Origin of the sequence: Streptomyces sp. ITFR-16 (assembly GCF_031844705.1) — a bacterium.
GTDB lineage: Bacteria > Actinomycetota > Actinomycetes > Streptomycetales > Streptomycetaceae > Streptomyces.
On the sequence record NZ_CP134609.1, the window covers coordinates 1338887 to 1363971 of the forward strand.

Sequence of the window (25085 nt, forward strand, 5' to 3'; positions counted from 1 at the left end):
GTCGTGGTCAGTCGGTGGCCGAGCCGAACAGGTGGCGCAGCTGGGCGCGGGCGATCCGGCGGACCGTGGACTCCTGGTGGTGGTGGGCCGAGTAGGTCCAGTTCAGCCGCAGTTCCCCGTCCACCACGGCGGCGACGAGCTCCAGCAGGTGGGCGCGCTCCTCGTCGGCGTCCGTCAGCTCCGGGGTGTCCGTCAGCCAGCGCCAGCCAGGGGCGGCCGCGCTCTCCGAGCGGTACCGCCCCAGGTAGTTGAAGGCGATCTCCGGGCGCCGGGCGCGGGCCAGCCGCTCCCGGACGGCGGCGTCGGGACCGAGGTACCGCAGCAGCCCGTAACCGAGTCCGTCACCGGGGACGCGGGCCGCCTGGGCGACCAGGGCCGCGCGCCGCGCGTCCGGGCTGCCCGGTCCCGGCGGCACGGTCAGACGCAGCGGGTGGCGGACGGCGAGCCAGCCCACCGTGCGGGACAGGTCGAGGCCGGTGTGGTCTCCGTCCCGGCCGTGCCCGTTGACCTCGACGAGGACGTCGTCGCCGGTGCCCTCCTCGGCTACCGCCAGGGCCAGCGCGGCCAGCAGCTGCTGGGCCACGGTGCCCTCGCCCCGTCCAGTGCGGGCGACCAGGGTCTCGGTCCGCTCGACCGGCAGGCGGTGGGTGACGGTCCGGGACGAGGCGGTGCTGTTCGGTCCGAGCGGGCCGCGGGGCACGTCGGGCGGCAGTACGGGTCCGGCGTCCTGCCGTTCCCAGAACTCCGCCTCGGCGGCGACGGCGTCGCAGGCCGCGAGTCCGGCCAGGGCGCGGGTCCACACGGACACGGGCACGGCGGGTGCCGGAGGTTCGGGCGGTGCCCCGTCGCACAGCCGCTGCCATCCGTCGGACAGGTCGTCCATGAGGATCCGCCACGACATCCCGTCGGTGCCCAGGTGGTGGACGGCCAGGAGCAGCCGGTCGGTGCCCGTGCCGGTGCGCAGCAGCGCCGCCTGGAGCAGGGGGCCGTGGGCGGGGTCGATGGCGGCGGCCAGTTCGGCGGCCGTCCGGCGGGTCGCGGCGGTCCACTCCTCGGGGGCGGTCCCGGTCAGGTCGGTCTCCCGCAGCAGGGGGGCCTCTTCGCGCGCCGCCGTGCGCAGGCGCGGCGCGCCGTCCGGTCCGTGGTCCAGCCGCAGGCGCAGGGCCTCGTGGTGGGCGGTGATCCGGTGGAGCAGGGCTTCCAGGTCCGCCGCCGGCGGGGTCCGGTCGAGCTCGACGAGTTCGGTGGCCACATGGGCGGCGTGGTCGAGCGGTGCTTCGAGGAACCAGCGTTGCAGCGGGGTGAAACCCGTCTCGCCGCTCTCCGCAGAGGCGGCGTCGCCCGTCCCGGACAGGGGCTCGGCCGGGTCGCAGGGGGTGGCGGCCTCCGCCAGCCGGGCGAGGGTCTGACACTCGAAGAGGGTCCGGGGCCGCAGGGCGAGGCCGGCCTCCCTGGCGCGGGCGACGACCCGCAGGGCCAGCAGCGAGTCACCGCCGGCGTCGAAGAAGTTGTCGTGCGCGCCGACGTGGTCCAGGCCGAGGACATCGGCCCAGATCCCGGCGAGGATCCGTTCCGGTCCCTCCCTCGGTGCCACGGCGGGCGCGGCCGTCTCGGCGCGGAGGCCGGAGGGCGGCGGCAGGAGGCGCCGGTCGACCTTTCCGCCGTTGCTCAGCGGGAGTTCGTCGAGGATCACGATGACGGCGGGCACCAGGTAGCCGGGCAGCGACCGGCGCAGGAAGTCCCGCAGCGCGGCGGGGTCGGGCCGGTCGTTTCCGGCCGGTACGACATAGCCCACGAGCCGCCGCTCGCCCGGGTTGTCCTCCCGGACGGCCACGACGGCTTCGGCGATCGAGGGGTGCAGCAGCAGCGCGGTCTCCACCTCGCCCGGTTCGATCCGGTAGCCGCGGATCTTGACCTGGTGGTCGAACCGGCCGAGGAACTCCAGATTTCCGTCGGGGCGGAAGCGCGCCCGGTCGCCGGTCCGGTAGAAGCGGGCGCCGGGGGTGGCGCTGTACGGGTCGGGCAGGAACTTCTCGGCGGTGAGCGCCGGGCGGTTCAGATAGCCCCGGGCCACGCCGTCGCCGCCGATGTACAGCTCGCCGGTCACGCCGGGGGGTACGGGGTTGAGGTGGTCGTCCAGGACGTACATCTGGGTGTTGGCGATCGGCTTCCCGATCGGCACGACCGAGCGCGGGGCGCCGTCGGCCGGGATCTCGTAGACGGAGCAGCCGACGACCGTCTCGGTGGGGCCGTACTCGTTGATCATCCGGGCGCCCGGGGCTATCCGCTGCCAGGCCGCCGCCGTCTCCGGCTTCACCTCGTCGGCACCGACCACGAAGGTCCGTACGGAGGTGACCGGGTCCTCGGCGCGGTGCGCGCCGTCGAGCTGGGCCCGCAGCACGTCGAGGTGGGCGGGGGTGATCTTCAGCAGGCTGAAGTCGCCCGGCCGGCGCAGCAGTTCGGCGAGCCCTTCGAGGCTGCGGTCCTCGGGCAGCAGGGTGACGTCGCGGCCTCCGATGAACGGCAGCAGGAAGTTGGGAACGGACAGGTCGAAGGCGATCGAGCCCAGCATCGGCGCGCCGGAGCTGCCGTCGAGGCCGTAGCCGCGCACCGCCCAGACCAGGTAGTTGTTCAGCCCCCGGTGGGTGATGAGGACGCCCTTGGGGCGCCCGGTGGAGCCGGAGGTGTAGATGGCGTAGACGAGGTCGCCGGGCTGCGCGGTGCGTCCCGGGTTGTGCTCCGGCTGTTCCGCCGGCCGGCCGCCGTCGAGGAGGACGACCTGCGCGGCCGTCTCGGGCAGCCGGTCGCGGACGGCCCGCTGGGTCAGGACGATCGGGGCCGCGGAGTCCTCCAGGACGTACGCGAGGCGGTCGGCCGGATGGTCGGGATCCAGCGGTACGTAGGCGCCGCCCGCCTTGAGGATGCCGAGGATGCCGACGAACATCTCCACGCTGTGCCGGACGCACAGGCCGACGAACACATCGGGTCCCACACCCAGTTCGCGCAGCAGGTGGGCGACCTGGTTGGCCCGTGCGTTCAGCCGGGCGTAGCTGACGTTCCCGTCCGGGGCGACGACGGCGGTCGCGTCCGGGGTGCGGGCCACCTGCTCCTCGAAGAGTTCGTGCAGGCAGCGGTCGGTGGGGTAGTCGGCCTCGGTGGCGTTCCACTCCCGCAGGATCGTGCGCGACTCGTCGGCGGGCAGGAGGTCCAGGGTGTCCACCGGGGCGTGCGGGTCGGCGACGATGCCGGTCACGAGGTGGAGGAAGTGGCCCAGCATCCGCTCGGCCGTCGCGGTGTCGAAGAGGTCCGTGGCGAAGACCAGGTCGACGCGCATGCCGTCCGCGCCCCGGTCCGTGGTGAACAGGCCCAGGTCGACCTTGGAGGTGGCGGTCCCGAGGTGGGTCGGCTCGACGGTCAGTCCGCTCAGCGTCCACGGCTTCTCGCCGGGTTCCAGGTGCTGGTAGAGCGTCTGGAAGAGCGGGTTGCGGCTGAGGTCGCGCGGGGGTGCCAGCTCCTCGACGACCCGGTCGAAGGGCACGTCCTGGTGGGCGATGGCCTCGATGACGGTGCGGCGCGTCCGGGCCAGGAAGGCGTCGAAGCGGGGGCGGTCGCCGAGGTCGGCCGGCAGGGCCGCGGTGGAGGCGAACAGGCCCACCATGTCGTCCAGTTCGCCGGGGTCCGCGTGGTCCCGGCCGTGCAGCAGCGTCCCGACGGCGAACCTGTCCTGACCGGTGTAGCGGTACAGCAGGACCTGGAAGGCGGCCAGCAAAGTGGCGAAGACGGTCGTCCCCTGGGCCGCCGCGAGGGCGCGTATCCCCTCGGCCGTCTCCGGCGCGATCCGTCCGGTGACGGCCGCGCCCCGGTGGGACTGCCGGGGCGGCCGGGGCCGGTCGGTGGGCAGGTCGAGCACCGGCGCGATGTCCTGGAGCGCGCGGCGCCAGTGGTCCAGTTGGCCGGCCAGCCGGGCCGGGTCCTGCCGGGCGAGCTGCCAGCTGCTGAAGCTGCGGTAGTTGACGCGCAGGTCGGGCAGGACGGCCTCGCGCCGCTCGGCGGCTGCGGTGTAGAACTCGGCGAGGTCGCGGGCGAGGACGTCGAAGGACCAGCCGTCGGTGACGATGTGGTGCATGTTGAGCACCAGCAGGTGTTCGTCGTCGGCGACGGTGACCAGCAGCACCCGGAACAGGGGCCCGGCGGCCAGGTCGAACGGGGTCGCCACCTCCTGCCTGGCCAGTTCCAGCGCGCTCTCGCGGCACGCGGCGCGGTCCTTGCCGCCCAGGGTGAGGAGCTTCAGGCTGCCGGGCCTCGGGGGCCGGACCATCTGCAGCGGCTCGGAGGTGCCGGGGAAGATCGTGCGCAGGGCCTCGTGCCGTTCCACCAGGCGGTCCACGGCGGTGCGCAGGGCCGGGAGGTGGAGCGGGCCGTGCAGCCACATGGCCTCGTTGGCGCTGTAGAGGGCGTTGCCCTCCAGGTAGCGGTCCTGGATCCACAGGCCGCGCTGTGCGGGCGAGACGGGCACGGGCAGCGCGGGATCCACCTGCTCGATGGCGTTCAGGTCCGCGTCGGCACGGCTGCGGCCGCCGGCCAGCCGGCGCTGGAGCAGCGCCCTCTTGGCCGGGGACAGCCGGCCGGTGCGGTCGGCCGGCGGGGCGATGTCGCTCATTGCTTCCCTTCCATGCGCACGGGTACGGACTCGTATCCCCAGACGAGGTTGGATGCCAGCCGGCGGACCGGGCCGGCCGGCTCGACCTGGCCGACGGATCGGACGATCTCCTCGAACAGCACCCGCAGTTCCTGTCCGGCCAGGGCCGCGCCGAGGCAGAAGTGGGTGCCGGCGGCGAAGGCCAGGTGCCGGTTGGGGGTGCGGCCCACGTCGAAGCGGGCGCTGTCGGGGAAGACCTGCTCGTCACGGTTGGCCGACGGCAGCCACAGGGCGAGCCGGTCGCCCTCGCGGATGTGCTGCCCGCCCAGCTCGGTGTCCCGGGTGGCGGTACGCAGCACGTGCAGGGCGGGGCTGGTGAAGCGCAGGATCTCCTGCACCGCGCTGTCGACGAGTTCGGGGCGGGCGCGGAGCCGGCCGAACTCGCCCGGGTCGGCCATCAGGGCCAGCACCCCGCCCACCGTGGCGTGCCGGGTGGTCTCGTTGCCGCCGGAGATGAGCCCGTCGCAGTTGAGGTAGACCTCGGTGTCGGTCAGGGGCCGGCCGTCGACGGTGCCGTTCACCAGGGCGGAGACGATGTCCTCACCGGGCTCCTTGCGGCGGCGCCTGATGAGCTCAAAGTAGTACACGAGGATCTCGGTGTGGGCCTCGCTGCGGCGCAGGGCGTCGCCCTCGGTGTCGCTGGTGCCGAAGGCGGTGCGGGTGAGGGCGAGCATCTGGTTCCAGTCGGCCTTCGGCACGCCGAGCATGTCGCAGATGACGGACAGCGGGAGCCGGGACGCCAGGTCGACGAGGTCGCACTCCCCCGCCTCGACGGCCCCGGTCACCACACCGCGCGCGGTCTCGCGCATGGTGTCCGTCAGCCGGCGCACCATCGCCGGGGTGAAGCTGGAGTTGATGATCCGCCGGATCGCCCCGTGCCGGGGCGGGTCGGTGACGATCAGCATCTTGCCGGCGCTGGCCGCCGTCGCCGCCGGGTCGGCGTCCAGCCGCATGCCCTTCTCGGAGCTGTACACGGCGGCGTTCTTGAGGACCTGCGACACCAGGGCGTGGCTGGTCACCGACCAGTAGCCGGGTGCGTGGGCCCGCTCGGTCCAGCAGACCGGGGTGCGGGCGCGCAGCCGCGCCCAGACCGCCTCGGGGTCTCCGGTGCGGTACAGCTCCGGGTCCGACAGGTCCCGGACGGTCTCCGCGTCCCGCAGTGTCGTCATCTCATCGCCCGCCGCGGGTACGGATGCTCAGCGGCCGCATGTCGACCCAGATCTTCTCGATCCGGTCCAGGCACTCCTGGCGGGATCCGCTCGTGCCTTCGTCGGTCCACCCCGCCGGGTTGGGCCGGGTGGCGGACCAGATGGAGTACTGCTCCTCATGGTTGAGGACCACCTTGTAGTGCTCGACGGGGCCGGTCTCGGACATGGTCGCCTCCTTGAGTTCTCGGATGGGTCGGGCAGGACACCGGTCAGGGCCGGCCGTCCGCCAGGGTCTCGGCAGCCTCGTGCTCGGGCAGGGCCTCGATCTCGGCGAGCAGCAGGATCTCCAGCTGCTCGGCCAGTGTCCGTACGGTCGGATGGTGGAACATCAGGTCGAGCGGGATGTCCAGGTCGAGGGCCTTGCGCAGCCGTGAGACGACGCGCAGGGCGAGCACCGAGTGGCCGCCGAGCGCGAAGAAGTCGTCGTCGGGCCCGAATTCGGCCGTCGGCAGCACGGCGCGGTAGGCGTCGGCCACCAGCAGTTCGGCGTGGGTGGGCTCCTCGGCGGGCGCGGTCTGCGCCGGGGTGTCCGCGTCGGGGTGCGTCCGTTCGTCCGCCGCGTCGGGCAGGGGGACCGGCAGGGCGCTGACCGGGGCCGCCGGATCGGCCGCCGCCGCGTCCAGGACCTGGACCAGGCCGTCGGCCAGGCCGCGCACCCGCTGTTCGTCGAAGAGCGCCATGTCGTACTCCACTTCGCCAAGGAGCCGGTCTCCGTCGGGGCGGAATGCCACCGTCAGGTCGAACTTGGATACGGTCACCGGCACGGGGTGCTCCCGCAGCCGCAGTCCGCTCTCCGTCGCGCCGCTCCACGGGCCGTCGGCCAGCTCGAAGGCCACCTGGAACAGCGGGTTGGCGCCCGCGACGCGGGCGGGGCCCACCTCGCGGACCACCCGGTCGAACGGGACGTCGGCGCGGTCGAACGCGTCCGCGCAGCGCTGCCGGACGCGTCCCACGACGTCGTCGAAGCCGGGGTCGCCGGCGAGGTCGGCGCGCAGGGCGACCTGGTTGATGAACAGACCGATCAGATCGCCGCTGCCGGGCACGCCCCGTCCCGCGACGGAGGTGCCGACGGCGAAGTCCCGCTGTCCGGTGTGCCGGGAGAGCAGGCACTGCAGTCCGGCGAGCAGGGTCATGAAGAGCGTGGCCGAGCGGTCCTTCGCCAGGCGCCGCAGCGCGGTGACGGTGGCGGCGGACACGGTGAACTCGACGGCCCGCCCGGCCCCGGCGCGGGAGGTCCCGCGCGGCCGGTCGGTGGGCAGGGCGAGGACGGGCGTCCCGGCGAGGGTGTCGCGCCAGTACGCCAGGTCCTCCTCCGCCGGGTTCTCGGCCTGCCGGCGCAGGGCCCCGACGAGGTCGGCGTACTGCGGGGCCGGGTCGTGCGGCGCGGGCCGGCCGCCGCCCAGTGCCCGGGTGTACTCGGCGGTGAGGGCGGTGAAGAGGATCTGCTGCGACCGGCCGTCGAAGACGAGGTGATGGGTGGTCAGGCAGAGCAGGTGCCGCTCGTCGGCCTCGCGGACCAGCAGGGCCCGCAGCAGCGGGCCGGCCGCGAGGTCCAGCGGGGTGGTGACCTCGGTGTGCAGCAGCGCCGAGACCGCCGCCGGATGTTCGCCGGCCGGCAGGGGGCGCAGGTCGTGCTCCTCCAGCACGGGTTCCGTACCGGGCGGCAGCGCGTGGCAGTGGTCCGAGGCGTCCCGGAGGAAGCGACAGCGCAGTACCTCGTGCCGGTCCACGATGGCGGTCAGGGCCGCCCGGAGCGCGGGGACGTCGAGCGGGCCGTGCAGGCGCAGGGCCTGCGGGACGAGGTATTCGTGCGGGCTCCCGGACAGCTCGACCTGGACGAGCAGGCTCTCCTGGGCGGGTGACAGCGGCAGCGGTCCGGGCCGCGCGGGGCGCTCGTACGGTACGGGGCCGGGCGCGGCGGCCGGGGCGGCGAGTGCCGTCCTGACCGCGGGGGCGAGACCGCGGACCGTCGGGCGCAGGAAGATCTCGCGCAGCAGGCCCCGGACGGGCAGTCCGGGCCAGGCCCGGCCGATCGCCTCGATCACCTCGGCGGCGAGCAGGGAGTGCCCGCCGATGTCGAAGAAGTCGTCGAGGACGCCGACCCGTTGACGGCCCAGGGTCCGGGCCCAGATCTCCGCGAGCCGCTCCTCGACCGGGTCGGCGGGGGCGGTGCGGGTCTCCGGCTCCGGCCCGGTGACGGCGCCCGGGTCGGGCAGCGCGGCCCGGTCCACCTTCCCGTTCTCCGTCAGCGGCATGGTGCCGAGCGGCATGAGGACCGCCGGGACCATGTGCCGGGGCAGGGTCTCGGCAAGGGCGTCGCGCAGTTCCTCGGGGGACGGGCCGGGTTCGGCCTCGGCGACGTAGTAGCCGACGAGGGTGGCCGAGCCGGGGGCGCCGCCGGCGACCACGACCGCGTCGGCCACGCCCTCGCAGCGCCGCAGGGCGAACTCGACCTCGCCGGTCTCCACCCGCCGGCCGCGGATCTTGACCTGGTCGTCGGAACGCCCGATCAGCTCCAGGGCCCCGTCCGGCAGATACCGGACGAGGTCCCCGGTGCGGTAGAGGCGGCTGCCGGGTACGCCGCTGAAGGGGTCGGGGACGAAGCGCTCGGCGGTGAGCGCGGGCCGGTTGAGGTAGCCGCGCACCACCTGCGAACCGCCGATGTACAGCTCGCCCAGGGTGCCGGGACGGACCTGGTTCCCGGCCCGGTCCAGCACATAGAGCTCGGTGTTGTCGACGGGGACGCCGATCGGCACGGCCCCGCCGGTGTCCGCGTCCCCGGCCGCCGCCTCGTGCACACAGCAGCCGACCACGGCCTCCGTCGGCCCGTACTCGTTGAAGAACCGGGCGCGCGGGGCGAGCAGGCGCCACACCGCGACCAGGTCGGCGGGCAGCACCTCCCCGCCGATCACGAAGGCGGCGACAGCATCGGCCGGACCGCCCTCGGCGGCCTCGCCGCGCAGGGCACGCAGATGGGAAGGCGTCAGTTTGACCATGGCCGGCTCCCGGCGAGGGTCGGTCAGGAGAGCGGCGAGTCGGGGCAGGGGCTGCTCGTCGGGGACCGCGAGGACGGGTTCGCCCGACAGGAGCGGCAGGAACAGCGAGGTGACCGTGAGGTCGAAGCTCAGCGAGGAGTGCAGGACCGAGCCCCCGCCGGAGGCGCGGTAGAGGTCCCCGGCCCAGGCGAGGTAGTTGGCGAGGCCGCCGTGCGGGACGGCGACGCCCTTGGGCCGGCCGGTCGAGCCGGAGGTGTAGATGACGTAGGCCAGGTCCTGCGGGCCGGGCGGCGTGCCCTGCGGCGTGCGGCCGGACAGGGCCGCGAGCGTTTCCCGGGCCAGGTCCAGCCGTACGGTGCGGGCCGGGTGCGGGCCGAGGGCGTGCGCCGTGGCGGCGTGGGTGAGGACCAGCGCCGGCGCCGCGTCCTCGACCATGAGCCGCAGCCGGCCGGCCGGATATCCGGGGTCGAGCGGCAGATAGGCGGCCCCGGCCTTGAGGACGGCCAGGACCGCGACCACCATGTCGGCACCGCGCTCCAGGCAGATCCCGACGAGGTCGCCGGCGGCGACACCGAGGGTGCCCAGGTGGTGGGCCAGGGCGTCGGACCGGTCCGCCAGTCCGGCGTAGTCGAGGCTGTCGGTCCCGCAGAGCACGGCCGGGTCCTTCGGGGTGCGCAGCGCCTGGGCCGCGAACAGCTCCAGGACGCCGTCCGGCGCGGGCCTGCGCGGGCCCCTGGACCGGCGGCGCAGCCACTCCCGCTCCGCCTCCGGCAGCAGGTCCAGCTCGGCGACGCCCCGCGCGGGTTGGGCCGCGGCAGCGTCGATCAGTGCGAAGAGGTCCTGGTGGACGCGGCGTACGGTCGCGGGGTCGAACAGCTCCGACCGGTACTCCCACAGCGCCTCAAGTTCCCCGTCCGTCTCGACGAAGCTCACGGCCAGGTCCGAGGAGGTGCTGTCGGTGAACAGCTGCTCGTACTCGACGTGCAGGCCGTCGAGTTCGACGGTCTCCTGCGGGGTGTTGTGCACCTGGAGCATCGTCTGCACCAGGGGCTGGCGGCCCGGCTCGCGGGGCGGGGCGACCCGCTGGACGACCTGGTCGAAGGGTGCGGTCTCGTGGTCGGCGGCGTCGAGGGCGACGTCCTTGACCCGGCGCAGCAGCTCGCCGAAGACCGGGTTGCCGGACGTGTCGATCCGCAGGGCGACGGTGTTGACGAAGAAGCCGATCAGGCCGGCGGTCTCGGCGTGCCGGCGGTTGGCGACGGGGGCGCCGATCACGAGGTCGGTGCGGCCCGAGTAGCGGGTGAGCAGGGCCGCGTAGCCGCCGAGCAGCGCGTGGAACAGCGAGACGCCGTGGGCCGTGCACAGGGCGGCGATCCGCTCGTGCGCGGACCGGTCGACGGGGATCCGCAGCACCGCGCCGGCCGTACCGGTGCCGGCGGCCGGCGGCCGGTCGAAGGGCAGTTCGGTGGCGGCGGGCGGGCGCTCCAGCAGCCGGGCCCAGTGGCCGGTCTCCCGGTCGAGCACCCCGCCGGTGAGCTGCTCCTGCTGCCAGGCCGCGAAGTCGGCGTACTGGATGGGGAGCGGCGGCAGCGGGGAGGGCTCGCCCCGGCGGAACGCCCCGTAGAGCGCGGAGAGTTCGCGGTTGAGCACGCTCTCGGACCAGCCGTCGGCGGCGATGTGGTGGATCCGCAGCAGCAGGACGTGGTCCCGCTCGCCCAGCCGGATCAGGTCCCTGCGGAAGGGCGCGTCGGTGTCGAGCCGGAACACCTCCCGCGCCCAGGCCGCCGCGAGGGTCCGCGCCCGGCCGGCCGGGTCGTCCGCACCGCCGAGGTCGTGCAGGGGCAGGGGCGCGGGCACATGGTCCCGCACGATCTGCACGGGTGCGCCGTCCTTTGTGGCGAAGACGGTGCGCAGCACCTCGTGGCGGTGGCACAGCTCGTTCAGGGCGCCCTCCAGCGCCTCCCGGTCCAGAGCGCCGCGCAGCCGGAGCCAGAAGGCGAAGTTCCCGGTGCCTGCGGCACTGTCGGCGGCGGTGTCGAGGTCGTTCAGCAGCAGGAAGCGGCGCTGTCCCGAGGAGGCGGGCAGCGGTCCGGTGCGCGGGGCGCGCGGGATGGTGCGGACGGGCTGGGCGCCGGCGGCCCGTTCGGACCGGCGGCGCAGCAGCCGCGCGTCCAGGGACCGGCGCCGTTCGTCGGCGGTTTCCGCAGAGCTGGGCATGTCCCTCCAGTCAGCGATGGGGCGGGGAGCCTGTGTGTGGTGGGAGCGTGGCGGGGGTGTCTATCGCCGCTCCTTCGGTGGGCTATCAGGGCAGGAGGTCGTCGCGGATCGCGGCGAGGAGTTCGGCGCGCCGCTCGTCGAGATAGAAGTGGCCGCCCGTCACGGTGGTGAGCGCGAAACGCGCGGACGTGTGCTCACGCCAGGCGTCGGCCTGGGCCGGCGAGATGTGCGGGTCGGCGTCCCCGCAGAACGCCCGGACCGGGAGGTCCAGGGCCGGCGCGGGGGTGTACGTGTACGACTCCAGGACGGCGAAGTCGGCGCGCAGCATGGGCAGCAGCAGCGCGACGAGCTCCGGTTCGGCGAAGAACTCCGGTGGCGCCCCGCCCAGTTCCCGCAGCTCCCGGACGAACTGCGGGTCCGTCAGATGACCGGTCGGCGGCCGCAGGGGCAGGTGGGGCGCCCGGCAGCCGGAGACGAAGAGGTGCCGGGGCTGCGGGCCGCCGAGGGTACGCAGCCGGCGCGCGGTCTCGAAGGCGACGCGTGCGCCCATGCTGTGGCCGAACAGGGCGTACGGGCGGTCGGCGGTCGCCGCGATCTTGTCCGCGAGCTCGGCCACGAGCGGCTCCATGCGCGTGTGGGGCGGATCGGTGAAGCGGGACTCGCGCCCCGGCAGCCGGACCGCCGCGATCTCGATGTCCGGGAGGCCGGTGTGCCACCCCCGGAAGACGCTCGCCCCGCCGCCCGCGTAGGGCACGGCGATCAGCCGTACGGGGGCGTCCGGCAACGGCAGCGGGACATGGAGCAGTTCGGAGGCGGCTGCCGCTCTCACCGGTCCCCCGTCCCGAGGGCCAGGGCGGCCTGGAGGAGGACGTCCGCGCCGGCCACGAGGTCGGCCGGGGCGGTGTCCTCCTCAGGGGTGTGGCTGAGCCCCTTCAGGCTCGGCACGAAGATCATCCCGGTCGGGGCGACGGCCGCGACGATCTGCGCGTCGTGGCCCGCGCCGCTCGGCAGCCGGGTGTGGCCATGGCCGAGGTCGTCCGCGCAGGCGGCGATGAGGTCGCGCAGCCCGGGGTCCGTGGGCACCGGCACGGTGCGCAGGGTCTCCTCGGCCCGGATCTCGCAGCCGGTGAGCTCGGAGACCGCCCGGAGCTCGGCGACGAAGGACGCCGCGGCGTCGGCGAGCCGGGCCGACGACTCGTCGCGGAACTCCACGGAGATACAGGCCTCGCTGGGGATCACGTTGGTGGCACCGGGCGACACCGTCACACATCCCGCGGTCGCCACCCGGCACCGGCCTGCGGTGGTCGCGGTCCGCTCGGCCGCGATGACGACATGGCTCATCGCGACCGCCGCGTCCCGGCGCCGGCCCATCGGGGTGGTGCCGGCGTGCCCCGCCCGGCCGTGCACCCGGACGTCGTAGACCACCCGGCCGACGATGTCCGTGACCACGCCGATCGGCAGGTTCGACTCCTCCAGGACCGGGCCCTGTTCGATGTGCAGTTCGAGATAGGCCCGGACCGAGCGGGGCGGCCAGGCGGCCCGGGCCAGCTGCGCGAGGTCGCCGCCGGCCTGGCGCAGCGGGCCGGCCAGCGCGTTGCCGTGCCGGTCGCGGGGGTCGTCGGGGAGCCGGCCGGTCTGGCCGGTCAGCGCCATGGACCCCCAGAAGGGCTGGGGGAACAGGGCGCCCTCCTCGTTGGCGAAGGCCACCGCCACGGGCTCGTGGACGAGCACGATGCCCGCCTCGGCGACGGTCTGCATCACCTCCAGCGCGGCCAGCACGCCGTACGCCCCGTCCAGCCGACCGCCGTTGAGAACGGTGTCCAGGTGCGACCCCATGAGGACCACGGGTCCGGGGACCGTGCCGTGCGCCCGCCGGATGATCACGTTGCCCGCCTGGTCGACCTCGGTGCGCAGTCCGGCACCGGCGGCCTCGGCCCGTACGTACTGCTGGGCCTGGCGGTCCTCGGCGCTGAACGCCGGGCGGGTGACCCCGCCCAGCGGGTCGGCCCCGATCCTGCCGAGTTCGTCGATCCGGCGCAGCAGCCGCGCCCCGTCGATCCGCAGGGCGCGGGACGCCTCGGTCCCGATCTGCGCGGTGGTGGTCACTGGTCCGCCTTCCTGTCTACGGCCCCCGGAGCGGGGTGTGCGGCCGGCCGCGGGGGTGTCATGCGCCCACCCGCACCGGGTCCGCGGCGGACCGCGCGTGGTGCTCCACGAACGCGACGGCCTCGGCGGCCGAGCCGGCCAGGTGGAAGGGCGCCCGGGTGGTCCGCCGGGTGAAGCCGCCGGCGTGGATCGCGTCGAACAGCGCGGTCAGCGGCGCCCAGATGCCGTCGTGGTCGACGAGCACGAGCGGCTTGGGGCTCTGACCGAGGTAGTTCAGCGAGACGACCTCCAGGATCTCGTCGAGGGTCCCGTAGCCGCCGGGCAGGGCGATGAAGGCGTCCGAGCGGCGGATCATCTCCCGCTTCCGGTCGAACATGTCCTCGGTGACGAGCATCTCGTCGACGTCGGCCTGGTCGGCGCGTTCCAGCTCGTAGAGGAAGCGCGGCGCGATGCCGGTGACCCGCGATCCGGCAGACCTCGCGGCGCGCGCCACCTCGCCCATCAGGCCGGCGCCGCCGGAGCCGTAGATCAGGTCGTGTCCGTGCAGTCCCAGTGTGGCGCCGGCCTCACGGGCCAGCCGGGCGGCCTCGGGCGACGTCCCCGGGCGCGCTCCGCAGAACACGCAGACCGAGAGGCGTTCCGTCTTCCGCGCCGCCGCAGAAGGATCCGAAAGAGCAGTGTCCACGGTGTCCCCTGTCGTGAATCCCAGTGATTGACTCTCCGATTCTTCGGGTGCGGCTATCGCTCCCCTATCGGTGGCCGATCGCCGCCGGGGGCCCTGGGCGATGGGCGGGCGACAGGGCATGAATACGGCCGCGATACGGCGGCCGCCTAGCGTCCGGGGCATCCGATCGACGCGTACCACCGACCTGACTGACCTGGAGGGGATCGAACGATGCCTGGTACCCCGCGCATTCTGTCCGTTCTGCTGGCCGCGACCGTCCTGGCGGCGGGTGCCCCGGCGGTGGCCGCCGCGGTCGCGCCGGCCACCGCGGTGACGCGGCACGTGGCCGGGGGTCCGGACAACGGCGCGACCCCGCCGCCGTCCGAGCACCCGGACGAGGACACCCCCTGGACCTGACCGGGGCCGGCCCGGCCCGTCCGTCCGGCTCAGCCGGGCAGTGCGTCCAGGGCCTCCAGAGTCCGGTCCTCCCACAGGCGCAGGCTCTGCTCCCGGAAGATGGCCAGGGCCCGTTCCAGATGCCGGCGGGCTCCGGCCAGGTCGGACCCCTTGGTGAGCAGGCTGCCGAGTTCGAACAGGGCCCGGCCCTGGCCGACGGTGTCGGCCAGCTCCTCGCTGATCTCCAGGGTCCGGCGCAGCATGGTCTCGGCCGTCTGGAAGTTGCCTAGCCTCAGATGCACCGCGCTCATCCCGAGCCGGGCGTAGCTCTCGCCCGCAAGGTCGTCGTTCTGGCGCACCAGCAGCAGCACCGTGGTGAACGCCTCGCGGGCCGCGTCGACCCGGTCCTGCTCCAGCTGGGCGAGGCCGAGGCGGTACAGGACCTGGGCCTCGGTGCGCCGGCTGCCGACGGACCGGCAGATGTCGAGCGCCTCGTCCAGCTGCTTGACCGCTTCGTCCGGCGCGTCGGCGTCCAGCTGGTGCTGGGCGATGTTGACGAGGACGTGGGCCACGCCGATCCGGTCGCCGACCTGCCGGAGTTCGTTCAGGGCCGCCTCGTACCGCGCCAGCGAGAGCCGTGTCTCGCCCATGTGGTAGTCCAGGGAGGCCTGGCTGCGCAGGACGAGGGCCCGTCCGTGGCGGTCGTCCAGCTCCTCGAAGAGCTCCATGGCCCCGTCGAGCAGTGCCGGCGCCGTGCCGGTCTGGCGGCGGGTGACGTGCAGGGAGCCGAGGGAGGACAGGATCGCGGCGGTGCCCCGGCGGTTGCCGCTCTCACGGACGGCGGCCAGCGCGAACTTGTGCGTCTCGGTCCAGTCGTCGTAGTAGCCCCTGGCCTCGAAAAGGGTCACCAGGGTGCTGGCGAGGTCCCAGCACAGCTCGTCCAGACCCGCGCCGGCGCTGTGGCGCACCGCGGCCGTCAGGTTGAGGCGTTCGCTCTCCAGCCAGCCCAGGGCGTCGCGCAGCGGGGTCTCGTGGAACCCGCCGCGGGGTTCCCAGCGCGGGGCCGAGCCGTGCAGCAGGGTGAACTGGCCGCCGTAGAGCAGTCCGTGGGCATGCTCGGCGAGGAACAGCCAGCCGCCGCAGACCCGTTCGAGGAGGCGCCGGGAGTCGGCCTCGCGCTCGGGGCCCTCGGGGGACTGCTCCCGCGCGAAGATACGGATCAGCACATGGAACCGGTAGGAGATGCTGCCGGAGGCGCCGCCGGCGATGTAGTCGAGGAGGTGGGCGTCGACCAGTTCGTCGAGCAGGTCCTCCGCCTCCCGGACCGGGATGTCGAGCACGGCGGCCGCCACCCAGCTGGGGAAGGTGTCCCACGGCAGGTCGCTCAGGGCCCGGAAGAGCAGCCGCACCCGGGGCGGCAGGCTGCCGTACGTCAGCGAGATGCTGGCGCGCACCGCGAGGTCGCCGTGGACCAGTTCGTCCAGCCGGCGGTGCTCGTCGGCGAGCCGCCGCACCATGGTCTCCAGCGTCCAGTGCGGGCGTGCGGCGAGCCGGGCCCCGGCGACGCGCAGCGCCAGCGGCAGGCCGCCCACCAGCTCGGAGAGGGTACGGGCGGCGGCCGGCTCGGCGCGCACCCGGTCCTCGCCGACGACCCGGCCGAGCAGTTCGATGGCCTCGCTCTGGTCGAACTGCCCGAGGTTGACGAGCCGGCAGCCGGGGAAGCCGGTCAGCCGCACCCTGCTGGTGATGATCACGGCGCAGCCCGCGCTCCCCGGCAGCAGCATCCGTACCTGGGCCTCGTCGGCGACGTCGTCGAGGACGATCAGTGCCTTCCGGGCGGCGAGGCGGCTGCGGTAGAGCCGGGCGCGCTCCTCCACGGTGTCGGGGAACTTGGTGCCGGGCGGGCTCAGGGCCCGCAGGAAGGACATCAGCAGGTCCTCGCTGGACAGCGGGTCGGACCTGGTCCCCCGTAAGTCGGCGTAGAGCTGTGTGTCGGGGAAGTGGGTGGCGGCGAGCCGGTGCGCCACATGGATGGCCAGGGCGCTCTTGCCCACCCCGTTCTTGCCCGCGACGACGACGATGGGCACCACGCCGCAGGGTCCGGCCGCGAGGTCGGAGGGCGTCAGCGCGCGCTCCATGGCCTCGACGTGTTCCGCGCGTCCGGTGAAGTCGCTGGTGGCCGCGATGAGCTGGCGGGGTCCGCCCGCGTTCGCGGCGGGCTCGGCGGCGCCGGACCAGTCGAGGCCGGGTTCCTGGGTCAGGATGGCGCTTTCCAGCCGCCGCAGCTCCTCGCCCGGTTCGATGCCCAGCTGGTCGACGAGTTCGGAGCGGGCGGTGCGGTACGCCTCCAGAGCCTCGGCCTGTCGGCCGGAGCGGTAGAGGGCCAGCATGAGCTGGCCGCACAGCCGCTCGCGCAGGGGGTTCTGGGAGACGAGGGTCATCAGCTCGCTGACCAGCTCGCGGTGCCGGCCCAGCTGGAGTTCGCGGTCGACGCACTCCTCGTAGACGCTCAGGCGGGTCTGGTCGAGCCGGGCCGCCTTCGCCCGGACGAGCCGGCTGGTGACGCTGGCCAGCGCGTTGCCCGACCAGAGCGCGAGTGCGTCGCGCAGCAGGGCGGCGGCCTCCGCGACGGAGCCGGCGCGGAAGACCCGGCCGGCCTCGGCCACCGTGTCCTCGAAGACCTGCATGTCGAGCTGGTCCGGCCGGACCCGGATCAGATAGCCCGGCGCGCGGGTCTCGATGATCCCGCCGGCGTCGGCCAGGATGCGGCGTAACGCCGACACGCATATCTGGATCTGGCTGCCCGCCGTCGTCGGCGGGTCGTCCCCCCAGATCGCGTCGATCAGGCGGTCCGTGCCGACGACGTGATTGGCCTCCAGGAGCAGCATCGACAGGACGGTCTGCTGGCGCCCCGCCCGTAAGGGGACCGGACGGTCCCCGATCAGGATCTCGACGGGCCCCAGAACACGGAACCGGACCGACGGCGCTTCCCCGTCACCCTCGTTGACCAAGGCAGACAAAGTTCCCCCCGCACCGCGACTCGCTCTCCTGCCCGGCCGATGGGACAGCGGCAGGAGTTCGGACCGGGCTGGATCTCAGCCCGGCACCCACTTGCCTGGTTCCCCTGAGGTCAGAGTGAACCAGCGAGACCCTACCCACCCTCCAGGGAAAGATGCGATGGGCCCGGGCCCACAGCCGCACGACCGGCAGTGGGCCCGGGCGGGCGCTCAGTCCTGGGCGGCCGCGGCGACCCGTACCGCCTCGGTGAAGTCGCCGAGCCGGGTGCTGTCGAAGAGCGCCCGGACGGGCAGCGCGAGGTCGAAGTCCTGGCGGAGGCGGACGATCACCTGGGTGGCGCTCAGCGAATTGCCGCCGAGCGCGAAGAAGTCGTCGCTCCTGGCGATGGAGCCGGCACCCAGCACCTCGGCCCAGATCTCGGCGATCGCCTCTTCCAGGGGCCCGTCCGGGGCCTGCGCCGCGTCGGTGGTGCCGGCCCGCTCCGGCGCGGGCAGCGCCTTGCGGTCGACCTTGCCCGCCCCGGACACCGGCAGCCGGTCGAGCAGCACCACCTGGGACGGCACCATGTAGTGCGGCAGGGTGCGCCCGCACAGCTCGCGCAGTTCCTCCGGGCCGGGTGCCGCACCGGGCCGGGCGACCGCGTAGGCGACGACGGCCGGTGCTCCGGGGGTGTCCTCCCGGACGAGGGCCACCGCTTCCCGGACCCCGGGGTGCGCGGCGACTGTCCTCTCGATCTCGCCGAGCTCGATCCGGAACCCGCGGACCTTGACCTGGTCGTCCAGGCGGCCCAGGAACTCCAGGCCGCCCGTCCCGTTCCGGCGGGCCAGGTCCCCGGTCCGGTAGAGCCGCCCGCCCGGCGCCCCGCCGAAGGGGTCGGGGACGAAGCGTTCGGCGGTCAGCGCGGGCCGGCCGAGGTAGCCGCGTACGACCGTCGGTCCCGCGACGCACAGTTCGCCGGGCGCCCCTTCGGGCACGGGGCGCAGCTCCTCGTCGAGGACGTACACCGCCGTGCCGGGCACCGGGCGGCCGATGGGCACGCCCGCCGTGTCCTGCGGGGTGACCCGGTGCCAGGCCGACCAGATGGTCGCCTCGGTCGGCCCGTACAGGTTGAAGAAGCGCCGGTCGCCTCCGGCCCAGCGGGCGGCCAGGGCGGGCGGGCACGCCTCGCCGGCGACCGAGACCGTCCGCAGCGCCGGCAGTCCGGCGTCCTCGACGAGGGCGGCCAGCGCGGACGGCGGGAGCACCAGCGCGGTGATCGCCCGCTCCCGGAGGAAGGCGGTCAGGTCCACGGGCACGCCCCGGTCCATGGGGGCCAGGTGCAGGGCCGCTCCGGCGCCGAAGGCCATCAGCATCTCGAAGACGGACGCGTCGAAGCTCGCGGAGGCGAAGTGCAGCACCCGGTCGCCGGCGGTCAGTCCGAGCACCGAGTCCATCGCGTCGAGGACGACGCGCAGGCCCCGGTGGGGTACGCCGGTGCCCTTGGGCCGGCCGGTGGAGCCGGAGGTGTAGATGACGTAGGCGAGGTGGCCGTCCCGCGTCTCCGGGGCCGCCGGCGGGGTGCCGGGTGCCTTCTCCGCCTCGGCGGTCAGCTCCTCGACCGGAACGGCCGTGTCCTGCCACTGCGCGGCGGGGCCGGGCAGGGCGCGGGAGGTGATGACCAGCCCGGGGGCGGCGTCGTCGACCATGTAGCCGATCCGCTCGGCGGGGTAGGACGGGTCGAGGGGCAGGTAGGCGCCGCCCGCCTTGAGGGTGGCGAGCACGGAGACGATCTGGTCGACGCCGCGTTCGAGGTGGATGCCGACGATGCTCTCGGGACCGATTCCCCGGGCGGCGAGGACGTGGGCCAACCGGTCCGCGCGCCCGGCGAGTTCGCGGTATGTCAGGGTCTCTCCCCCGGCCGCCAGAGCCGGGGCGTCCGGGGTGCGGCGGGCCACGGCGTCGAAGTGGCGGACGAAGTTCCAGTCGTCGCCGTCCCCCGGTGCGGGGGCGGGAGCGGCTTCACGGGCGCCGTCGGTCCCGGGCGGCGCGGTCCTGGCCAGTTCGGCGACGGCGCGGTCCGGGTCGGCCACGACGGCGTGCAGCAGGTCGATGTACTGGCGCTGCATCCGTTCGATCCCGGCGGGCCCGAAGAGGTCGGTGCGGAAGTCCCAGACACAGGTGTACGCGTCCTCCTCGCGCAGGACCGCCACCACGAGGTCGACCGGCGCCGGCGCGCTGGCCATGACCAGCGGCTCGAACGCCAGGTCCGGCGTCCGCAGCGACTGCCGGTTCAGGTCCGCGAGCTGGAACATCACGTCGAAGAACGGCTGGCCGCGGCCCTGTTCGTAGTCCGGGGCCAGGTCCCGGGCGACCTGCTCGAACGGCACGTCCTGGTGCGCGTACGCCTCCAGGGTCGTCTCGTGGACCCGGGCGAGCAGTTCACCGAAGGACGGACGCCCGGTCAGGTCGAGGCGCAGGCCCACGGTGTTGACGAAGAACCCGATCAGGTCCTCCAGCTCGGGCCGGGTGCGGCCCGACAGCAGCGATCCGACCACGAAGTCGTCCTGGCGCCCGTAGCGGCCGATCAGGACGCCGAAGGCCGACAGGAGCACGGAGAACAGCGACGCGCCCTCGCGCCGGGCCAGCTCCTCCAGTTCGCGGACCAGCCCGTCGGGAAGCGGGTGCGACCGGGAGTCGTTGGCGGGGGCGCCCTCGGCGTCCTGGCGGCGGTGGAAGGTGAGCCGGGGCGTCTCGCCCCCGAGCCGGCCCCGCCAGTAGGCGAGTTGGCGGCGCTGCGCCTCGCCCTCCAGCCACTCGCGCTGCCAGTCGGCGTAGTCCGCGTACTGCACCGGAAGTTCGGGCAGCGGCGAGGCCGATCCGGCGGCGAGGGCCGGGTACAGCGAGATCAGTTCGGTGTGCAGGACCTGGAGGGAGCGGGCGTCGCAGACCAGGTGGTCGAGGGTGAGCAGCAGGACGTATCCGTCGTCGGCGGGCCGGAACAGCACGGCGCGCAGCGGCAGTTGCACCGACACGTCGAACGGGGCGTGCAGGTCGCGTTCGGCCTCGACCTGCCAGGCGCCCTCCGGGTCGGCGCTGCCGCGCAGGTCCACCTCGCGCAGGGGCAGCGTCGCCTCGGCGGAGATGAGCTGGACCAGCTCACCGTCCTCCAGGGCCAGCCGGGTGCGCAGCACCTCGTGGCGCCGCAGGATCTCGGTGAGGACGCGGCGCAGCACCGGGACGTCCAGGGCTCCCTGGAGGCGCAGACCCATCTGGATGTTGTACGTCGCGGCGCCGTCCTCCATCTGCTCCATGACCCACAGCCGCTGCTGGGCGAAGGATGCCGCGGCGACGAACTCCTCCCCGCCGGCCGGCGCGGGCGCCCCGGCGGGCTCGGTGGGTGCGGGCGACGGCACGGCGGCGTTGACGGTGGTCATGTGAGGTCTCCTGTTCGGCGTTGGCGGGGTCAGTGGGCTCGGGCGGTACCGGCCACGCGCCGGATCCAGGGGGCGAAGTGGGGGCTCCTGCCCTGCTGGGCGGCGGTCAGCGCGGTGCGCAGGGCCAGGGTCACCGGTCCGGGCTCGCCGGTGCCGACGCTCCAGCGGTCGTCGCCGTCGTGCACCGTGCCGATGGGGGTGATCCCCGCCGCGGTCCCGCAGGCGAAGGCCTCGGTGAGGTCGCCGCTGCGGCAGGCCTCGCGCCAGGCGTCGACGGACAGCCGCTCCTCGCCCGTGTGCAGCCCGTGCCGCTCCGCCAGGCCGAAGACGCTGTCCCGGGTGACGCCGGGCAGGATCGTGCCGCCGCGCGGCGGGGTGACGAGACGGGCGGCCGGGCCGGTGCCCCGTACGAAGAAGATGTTCATGCCGCCCATCTCCTCCACCCACCGCCGTTCGGCCGCGTCGAGCCAGATGACCTGGTGGCAGCCGGCGAGCGCGGCCTGCTGCTGGGCCAGGTATCCGGGGGCGTAGTTGCCGGCGCACTTGACGTCGCCGGTGCCGCCGGGTGCGGCCCGGCTGCGGTCCCGGCTGATCCACACGGAGACCGGGTCGGGGCGGTCGGCGAAGAACCCTCCGGTCAGGAAGGCGATCAGCACGAACCGGTACTCCCGGGCCGGGCGCAGGGCCAGCACCGGTTCGGAGGCGTAGAGCACCGGGCGCAGATACAGGCTGAGCGCGGGGTCGTCGGGCAGCAGGTCCGCGTCGGCGGCCACGAGGTCGTCCACCGCCCGCAGGAAGGTCGCCACCGGCATCTCGGGCATCGCCAGCCGGCGGGCCGAGCGCTGGAAACGCAGCGCGTGGTCCACCGGCCGGAAGACGCCGACGCTGCCGTCGGCCTGGCGGTACGCCTTCAGCCCTTCGAAGACCACCTGCCCGTAGTGCAGGCCCACCATCGCCGGGTCCATGGCCAGCGGGCCGCGCTTTTCGAGGGCGCCCTGCTCCCAGCCCCGGTCCGCGGCCCAGGCGGCGGTGACCATGTGGTCGGTGAAGGTCTCGCCGAAGGCGAAGCGGGCGGGTCCCGGGGCCGGCCGGGCGGTCGGGCTCCCGGCGGGCTCCACGGCGGACTCGGTGGTCATGGCGACTCCTCGGTTCGGCGGCCGGGCCGCGGGGATGCGGGCGGGTGGACGGACGACACGCCCTAGACGAGCGGGGTGAAGAAGAACGTGTCCCGGGTGGCGAAGGTGAGTTCGGGCGTCAGCGTGAAGAAGTCGGCGAACCGCAGCCCCACCCGCTCCCCCGTGCGCAGCAGCCCGTGGAACTCGCCGTGCACGGCGACGCGTTCGCCGTCCACCACGGTCTCGGTCAGGGTGTGGGCGCCCTCGGCGATGATCCGCTCGCCCTGGTAGAAGCGCCGCAGATCGCCGTGGCCCACCAGGGGCTCGTAGCCGGGGCGCCGATAGCGGGCGTCCGGCGCGAACAGGGCGAGCAGACCGTCGACGTCGCCCGCGTCGACGCTCCTGTAGTACGCCCGGATCCGGTCCAGCGCGGCGTCCTCGTCGGGGAGTGCGGTGTGGGTCTCGGGTGCGTCGGGCTGCGTCTGGGTGGGCATGGTGCCTCCTTGGGGACGGTCGGGTCAGCGGGTCGCGGAGGGGCCGGTGCGCGGGGTGCGGGCGACGCGGCGCACCCGGGTGATGGCCTGCACCGGCGCGGCCGCGGGTTCCTCGGCTCTGATGCGGTCCACCTCGGCCGCGACCCCGGCGAGCGTGGACGAGCGCTGGTAGAGGAAGGGGAGCGGGAGTTCGACGCCCCAGCGGCCCCGGATGCGGGCGGTCATCCGGGTGGCCAGGAGGGACTGCCCGCCCAGATCGAAGAAGCCGTGGTCCCGGCCGACTTGCTCGGTGTCCAGCAGCTCCTCCCAGACGGCGGCGAGGAAGCGTTCCGTCTCGGTCTCCGGCGCGGCGTGGGCGCGGTCGGGGTCGTGGCCGGCTCCGGCGGGGGCGGGCAGCGCCTTCTTGTCGACCTTGCCGTTCGGCGTCAGCGGCAGGCGCTCCAGCAGGACGACGGCGTCGGGCACCATGACGGACGGCAGTTCGCGCCGCAGGGACGCGCGCAGTCCGGCCGGCGACGGCGGGGCGTCCGGGGTGAGCGGCACGGCGTACGCGGTGAGCCCGAGGCACTGGCCCCGGCCGTCCCGGCGCGGCACCACGACCGCGTCCCGGACCTCGGGGTGGCGGCGCAACCGCTGGGCCACCTCGCCCGGTTCGACGCGGAAGCCGCGGATCTTCACCTGGTCGTCGATGCGTCCGGCGAAGGCGAGCAGCCCGTCCGGCCCCTTCGCCGCCAGGTCGCCGGTCCGGTACAGGCGCGCCCCGGGAACCCCGCTGAAGGGGTCCGGTACGAACTTCTCGGCGGTGAGCGCCGGGCGGGCCAGATAGCCGTGCGCCACGCCCGGCCCGCCGACGTACAGCTCCCCCGGCGTGCCGTCGGGGACCGGGACGCCGTCCTCGTCCAGCAGATGGACCGTGCGGTCGCCGACCGGGCGCCCGATCGGGATGCCGTCCGGGCGTTCGGTGTCCTGGGCGGTGACCGGGTGCACCGTGCTGAAGACCGTGCATTCCGAGGGCCCGTAGCCGTTGACGATCCGGGTCCCGGGCAGGGCCCGCAGCGCGCGGGCCACGTGTTCGGGGGACAGCGCCTCCCCGCCGGTCAGCAGGTGTTTCAGCCCGCGCAGCGGCTCGGCGTCGATGTCGACGATCGTGTTGAAGGCGGCGGCCGTCAGCCAGAGCACGGTGGCTCCGTGGGCCGCGGCGTCCCGGGCGACGGCCCAGGGGTCGCCCGCGTCGCCCGCGAAGACGACGACCGTTCCGCCGCTCAGCAGGGCGGGCAGGAGGTCCAGGATGTGGCCGTCCCAGGAGAGGGCCGAGTGGTGCACGGCGACGGCGCCCGGGCCCCAGTAGGCGTAGTCCTCACCGGCGAAGAAGCCGGTGACCGCCCGGTGCGGGACCTCGGTCCCCTTGGGCGCGCCGGTGGACCCGGAGGTGTAGGGCACGTACAGGACGTCCTCGGAGCCGACCGGGATGCCGGGGTTCTCGCTGGGCCAGGCGCCCGACTCGGCCGCCCGCGCGTCGAGTACGGGAAGGCCGGACAGGCCGGCACTCCCGTGGGCTCCGGTGCCGGACGGGGGTGCGAGCACGAGCGCGATCCGGTTCTCGGCGGCCATCAGGCGCAGCCGGTCCGGTGCCTGCCCGGCGTCCAGCGGTACGTACGCCGCGCCCGTCTTCGCGACGGCGAGCATCGCCACCACGAACTCCACGGACCGGGGCACGGCGAGCCCCACCCGGTCGCCGGGACCGATGCCCCGGTCGATCAGGAGGTGCGCCAACCGGTTGGCCAGGGCGTTGAGTTCGCGGTACGTGAGCGAGCGCCGCTCCCGTACGAGCGCCACGGCCTCGGGGGTCCGCCGCGCCCATGCCTCGAACAGGGCGCCGACGCCGCCCTGTTCCCCGGGCACGGCGCGGTGCCTTCGAGGCCCGTCCGTCGTGTCACGGCCTACGTCCACCAGGACCTCCCTCGGTGCGCAGTTGATGTGGCGTGACCATCCCCCCGGCTGCTATCGGCCGGGCTTCCCGCCCCTATCGCCCCGGGTGCGCGGGCCCGCTCGCCGTACGGATCCAAAGCAGACGCTTGACATCGGGCGGGGCCGCCCGCCATGTTCAAAGCATGTCCTTTGAACCGACGCCGCCCGAACCGACGCCCGGTCCCACGCCGGATCCGAGGACGCGGGTCCTGAGCGACCCCAGCGCCATCCGCGCCCTGGCCCACCCCCTGCGGGTGGAGCTGTACGCGCTCATCGGCCGGGCGGGGCCGCTCACTTCGGCCGAGGCCGGGCGCAGGCTCGGCATCAGCCAGGCCCTGGCCTCCCACCACATCCGCCAGCTGGCCCGGCACGGCTTCCTCACCCGCGCCCCCGGCCGCGACAACCGGGAGCACCCCTGGCAGGCCGCGTCGCATTCCATGAGCTGGCGGGGCGCCGGGTCGACCCGGGAGGGCGCCGCGGCCGCGGACCTCCTGGAACAGGTCTTCCTCGAATCCGCCGTCAACCGCTACCTCGCCTGGCAGCAGGCGCGCGGGGAGGCGGAGCCGGGCTGGCGCGACACGGCAGGCGTCGGCTTCAACAGCGTGTATCTGACCACCGAAGAGCTCGAAGGCCTCGTCGGCGCGATCGACGCGCTGATCAAGCCGTACGTCGAGGCGCGACCGGCCGACGACCCGGCCACGCGCCCCGAGGGCGGCAGGCTCGTCGATCTGACGTATCTGGTCTCGGTGGAACCCCCCTCGGCAGACGCCGACGAACCCCCGGAAGGGTGA

At 74.3% G+C, this 25085-nt stretch carries 14 protein-coding genes; 2 read left to right on the forward strand and 12 right to left on the reverse strand.

Annotated features, from left to right (window positions below; translation table 11 throughout):
* Positions 1-7 precede the first annotated feature (7 nt).
* From RLT58_RS05965 to RLT58_RS05995, 7 genes are all read right to left on the reverse strand, one after another.
* A complete protein-coding gene (locus tag RLT58_RS05965; protein ID WP_311309336.1) occupies positions 8-4660 on the reverse strand; it encodes a non-ribosomal peptide synthetase in 4653 nt (1550 codons plus the stop codon).
* Positions 4657-5868, reverse strand: a complete 1212-nt coding sequence (locus tag RLT58_RS05970) for a cytochrome P450 (protein ID WP_311309337.1) — start codon at positions 5866-5868, stop codon at positions 4657-4659. The genes RLT58_RS05965 and RLT58_RS05970 overlap by 4 nt, the downstream gene beginning before the upstream one ends.
* A 1-nt stretch (position 5869) precedes the next feature.
* Positions 5870-6073, reverse strand: coding sequence for an MbtH family protein (locus tag RLT58_RS05975; protein WP_311309338.1), 204 nt, complete (start codon positions 6071-6073; stop codon positions 5870-5872).
* A gap of 43 nt (positions 6074-6116) precedes the next feature.
* Positions 6117-11120 (reverse strand): non-ribosomal peptide synthetase, encoded by a 5004-nt coding sequence (locus RLT58_RS05980; RefSeq protein WP_311309339.1) that lies wholly within the window; start codon positions 11118-11120, stop codon positions 6117-6119.
* 85 nt (positions 11121-11205) lie between these two features.
* The gene (locus RLT58_RS05985) at positions 11206-11949 is read right to left on the reverse strand and encodes a thioesterase II family protein (RefSeq protein ID WP_311309340.1); all 744 of its coding nucleotides are present in this window, start codon (positions 11947-11949) and stop codon (positions 11206-11208) included.
* Positions 11946-13226, reverse strand: coding sequence for a Zn-dependent hydrolase (locus RLT58_RS05990; RefSeq protein WP_311309341.1), 1281 nt, complete (start codon positions 13224-13226; stop codon positions 11946-11948). Before RLT58_RS05990 ends, RLT58_RS05985 begins: the two co-directional genes overlap by 4 nt.
* 58 nt (positions 13227-13284) lie before the next feature.
* On the reverse strand, positions 13285-13911 hold the full coding sequence (locus RLT58_RS05995; protein WP_311309342.1) for an LOG family protein: 627 nt from the start codon (positions 13909-13911) through the stop codon (positions 13285-13287).
* A 210-nt stretch (positions 13912-14121) separates the two neighbouring features.
* Between RLT58_RS05995 and RLT58_RS06000 the strand changes: the two genes are divergently transcribed.
* On the forward strand, positions 14122-14307 hold the full coding sequence (locus tag RLT58_RS06000; RefSeq protein ID WP_311309343.1) for a hypothetical protein: 186 nt from the start codon (positions 14122-14124) through the stop codon (positions 14305-14307).
* A gap of 29 nt (positions 14308-14336) precedes the next feature.
* Here RLT58_RS06000 and RLT58_RS06005 read toward each other — a convergent pair whose 3' ends face one another.
* The 5 genes from RLT58_RS06005 to RLT58_RS06025 form a co-directional block, all read right to left on the reverse strand.
* Positions 14337-17297: an AfsR/SARP family transcriptional regulator gene (locus RLT58_RS06005; protein ID WP_311309344.1), complete on the reverse strand. Its 2961-nt coding sequence runs from the start codon at positions 17295-17297 to the stop codon at positions 14337-14339.
* Positions 17298-17513: 216 nt separating this feature from the next.
* Positions 17514-20717 carry a non-ribosomal peptide synthetase gene (locus RLT58_RS06010; RefSeq protein WP_311309345.1) on the reverse strand — a complete coding sequence of 1068 codons (3204 nt, stop codon included), beginning with the start codon at positions 20715-20717 and terminating at the stop codon, positions 17514-17516.
* A gap of 29 nt (positions 20718-20746) precedes the next feature.
* Entirely contained in the window at positions 20747-21853 is a 1107-nt protein-coding gene (locus RLT58_RS06015; RefSeq protein WP_311309346.1) for a branched-chain amino acid aminotransferase, read from the reverse strand.
* 62 nt (positions 21854-21915) lie between these two features.
* Entirely contained in the window at positions 21916-22326 is a 411-nt protein-coding gene (locus RLT58_RS06020) for a nuclear transport factor 2 family protein (protein WP_311309347.1), read from the reverse strand.
* A gap of 24 nt (positions 22327-22350) precedes the next feature.
* Positions 22351-24228 (reverse strand): amino acid adenylation domain-containing protein, encoded by a 1878-nt coding sequence (locus RLT58_RS06025; RefSeq protein ID WP_311309348.1) that lies wholly within the window; start codon positions 24226-24228, stop codon positions 22351-22353.
* Positions 24229-24437: 209 nt separating this feature from the next.
* On the opposite strand from RLT58_RS06025, the gene RLT58_RS06030 reads away from it, so the two are divergent.
* Complete coding sequence (locus tag RLT58_RS06030; protein ID WP_311309349.1) at positions 24438-25085, forward strand: helix-turn-helix domain-containing protein; 648 nt, start codon at positions 24438-24440, stop codon at positions 25083-25085.

What these genes read in the sequence shown, in the direction of transcription:
- RLT58_RS05965 (WP_311309336.1), bottom strand. Translation starts at nt 4,660, where the DNA reads ATGAGCGACATCGCCCCGCCGGCCGACCGCACCGGCCGGCTGTCCCCG.
- RLT58_RS05970 (WP_311309337.1), bottom strand. Translation starts at nt 5,868, where the DNA reads ATGACGACACTGCGGGACGCGGAGACCGTCCGGGACCTGTCGGACCCG.
- RLT58_RS05975 (WP_311309338.1), bottom strand. Translation starts at nt 6,073, where the DNA reads ATGTCCGAGACCGGCCCCGTCGAGCACTACAAGGTGGTCCTCAACCAT.
- RLT58_RS05980 (WP_311309339.1), bottom strand. Translation starts at nt 11,120, where the DNA reads ATGCCCAGCTCTGCGGAAACCGCCGACGAACGGCGCCGGTCCCTGGAC.
- RLT58_RS06000 (WP_311309343.1), top strand. Translation starts at nt 14,122, where the DNA reads ATGCCTGGTACCCCGCGCATTCTGTCCGTTCTGCTGGCCGCGACCGTC.
- RLT58_RS06010 (WP_311309345.1), bottom strand. Translation starts at nt 20,717, where the DNA reads ATGACCACCGTCAACGCCGCCGTGCCGTCGCCCGCACCCACCGAGCCC.
- RLT58_RS06015 (WP_311309346.1), bottom strand. Translation starts at nt 21,853, where the DNA reads ATGACCACCGAGTCCGCCGTGGAGCCCGCCGGGAGCCCGACCGCCCGG.
- RLT58_RS06020 (WP_311309347.1), bottom strand. Translation starts at nt 22,326, where the DNA reads ATGCCCACCCAGACGCAGCCCGACGCACCCGAGACCCACACCGCACTC.
- RLT58_RS06030 (WP_311309349.1), top strand. Translation starts at nt 24,438, where the DNA reads ATGTCCTTTGAACCGACGCCGCCCGAACCGACGCCCGGTCCCACGCCG.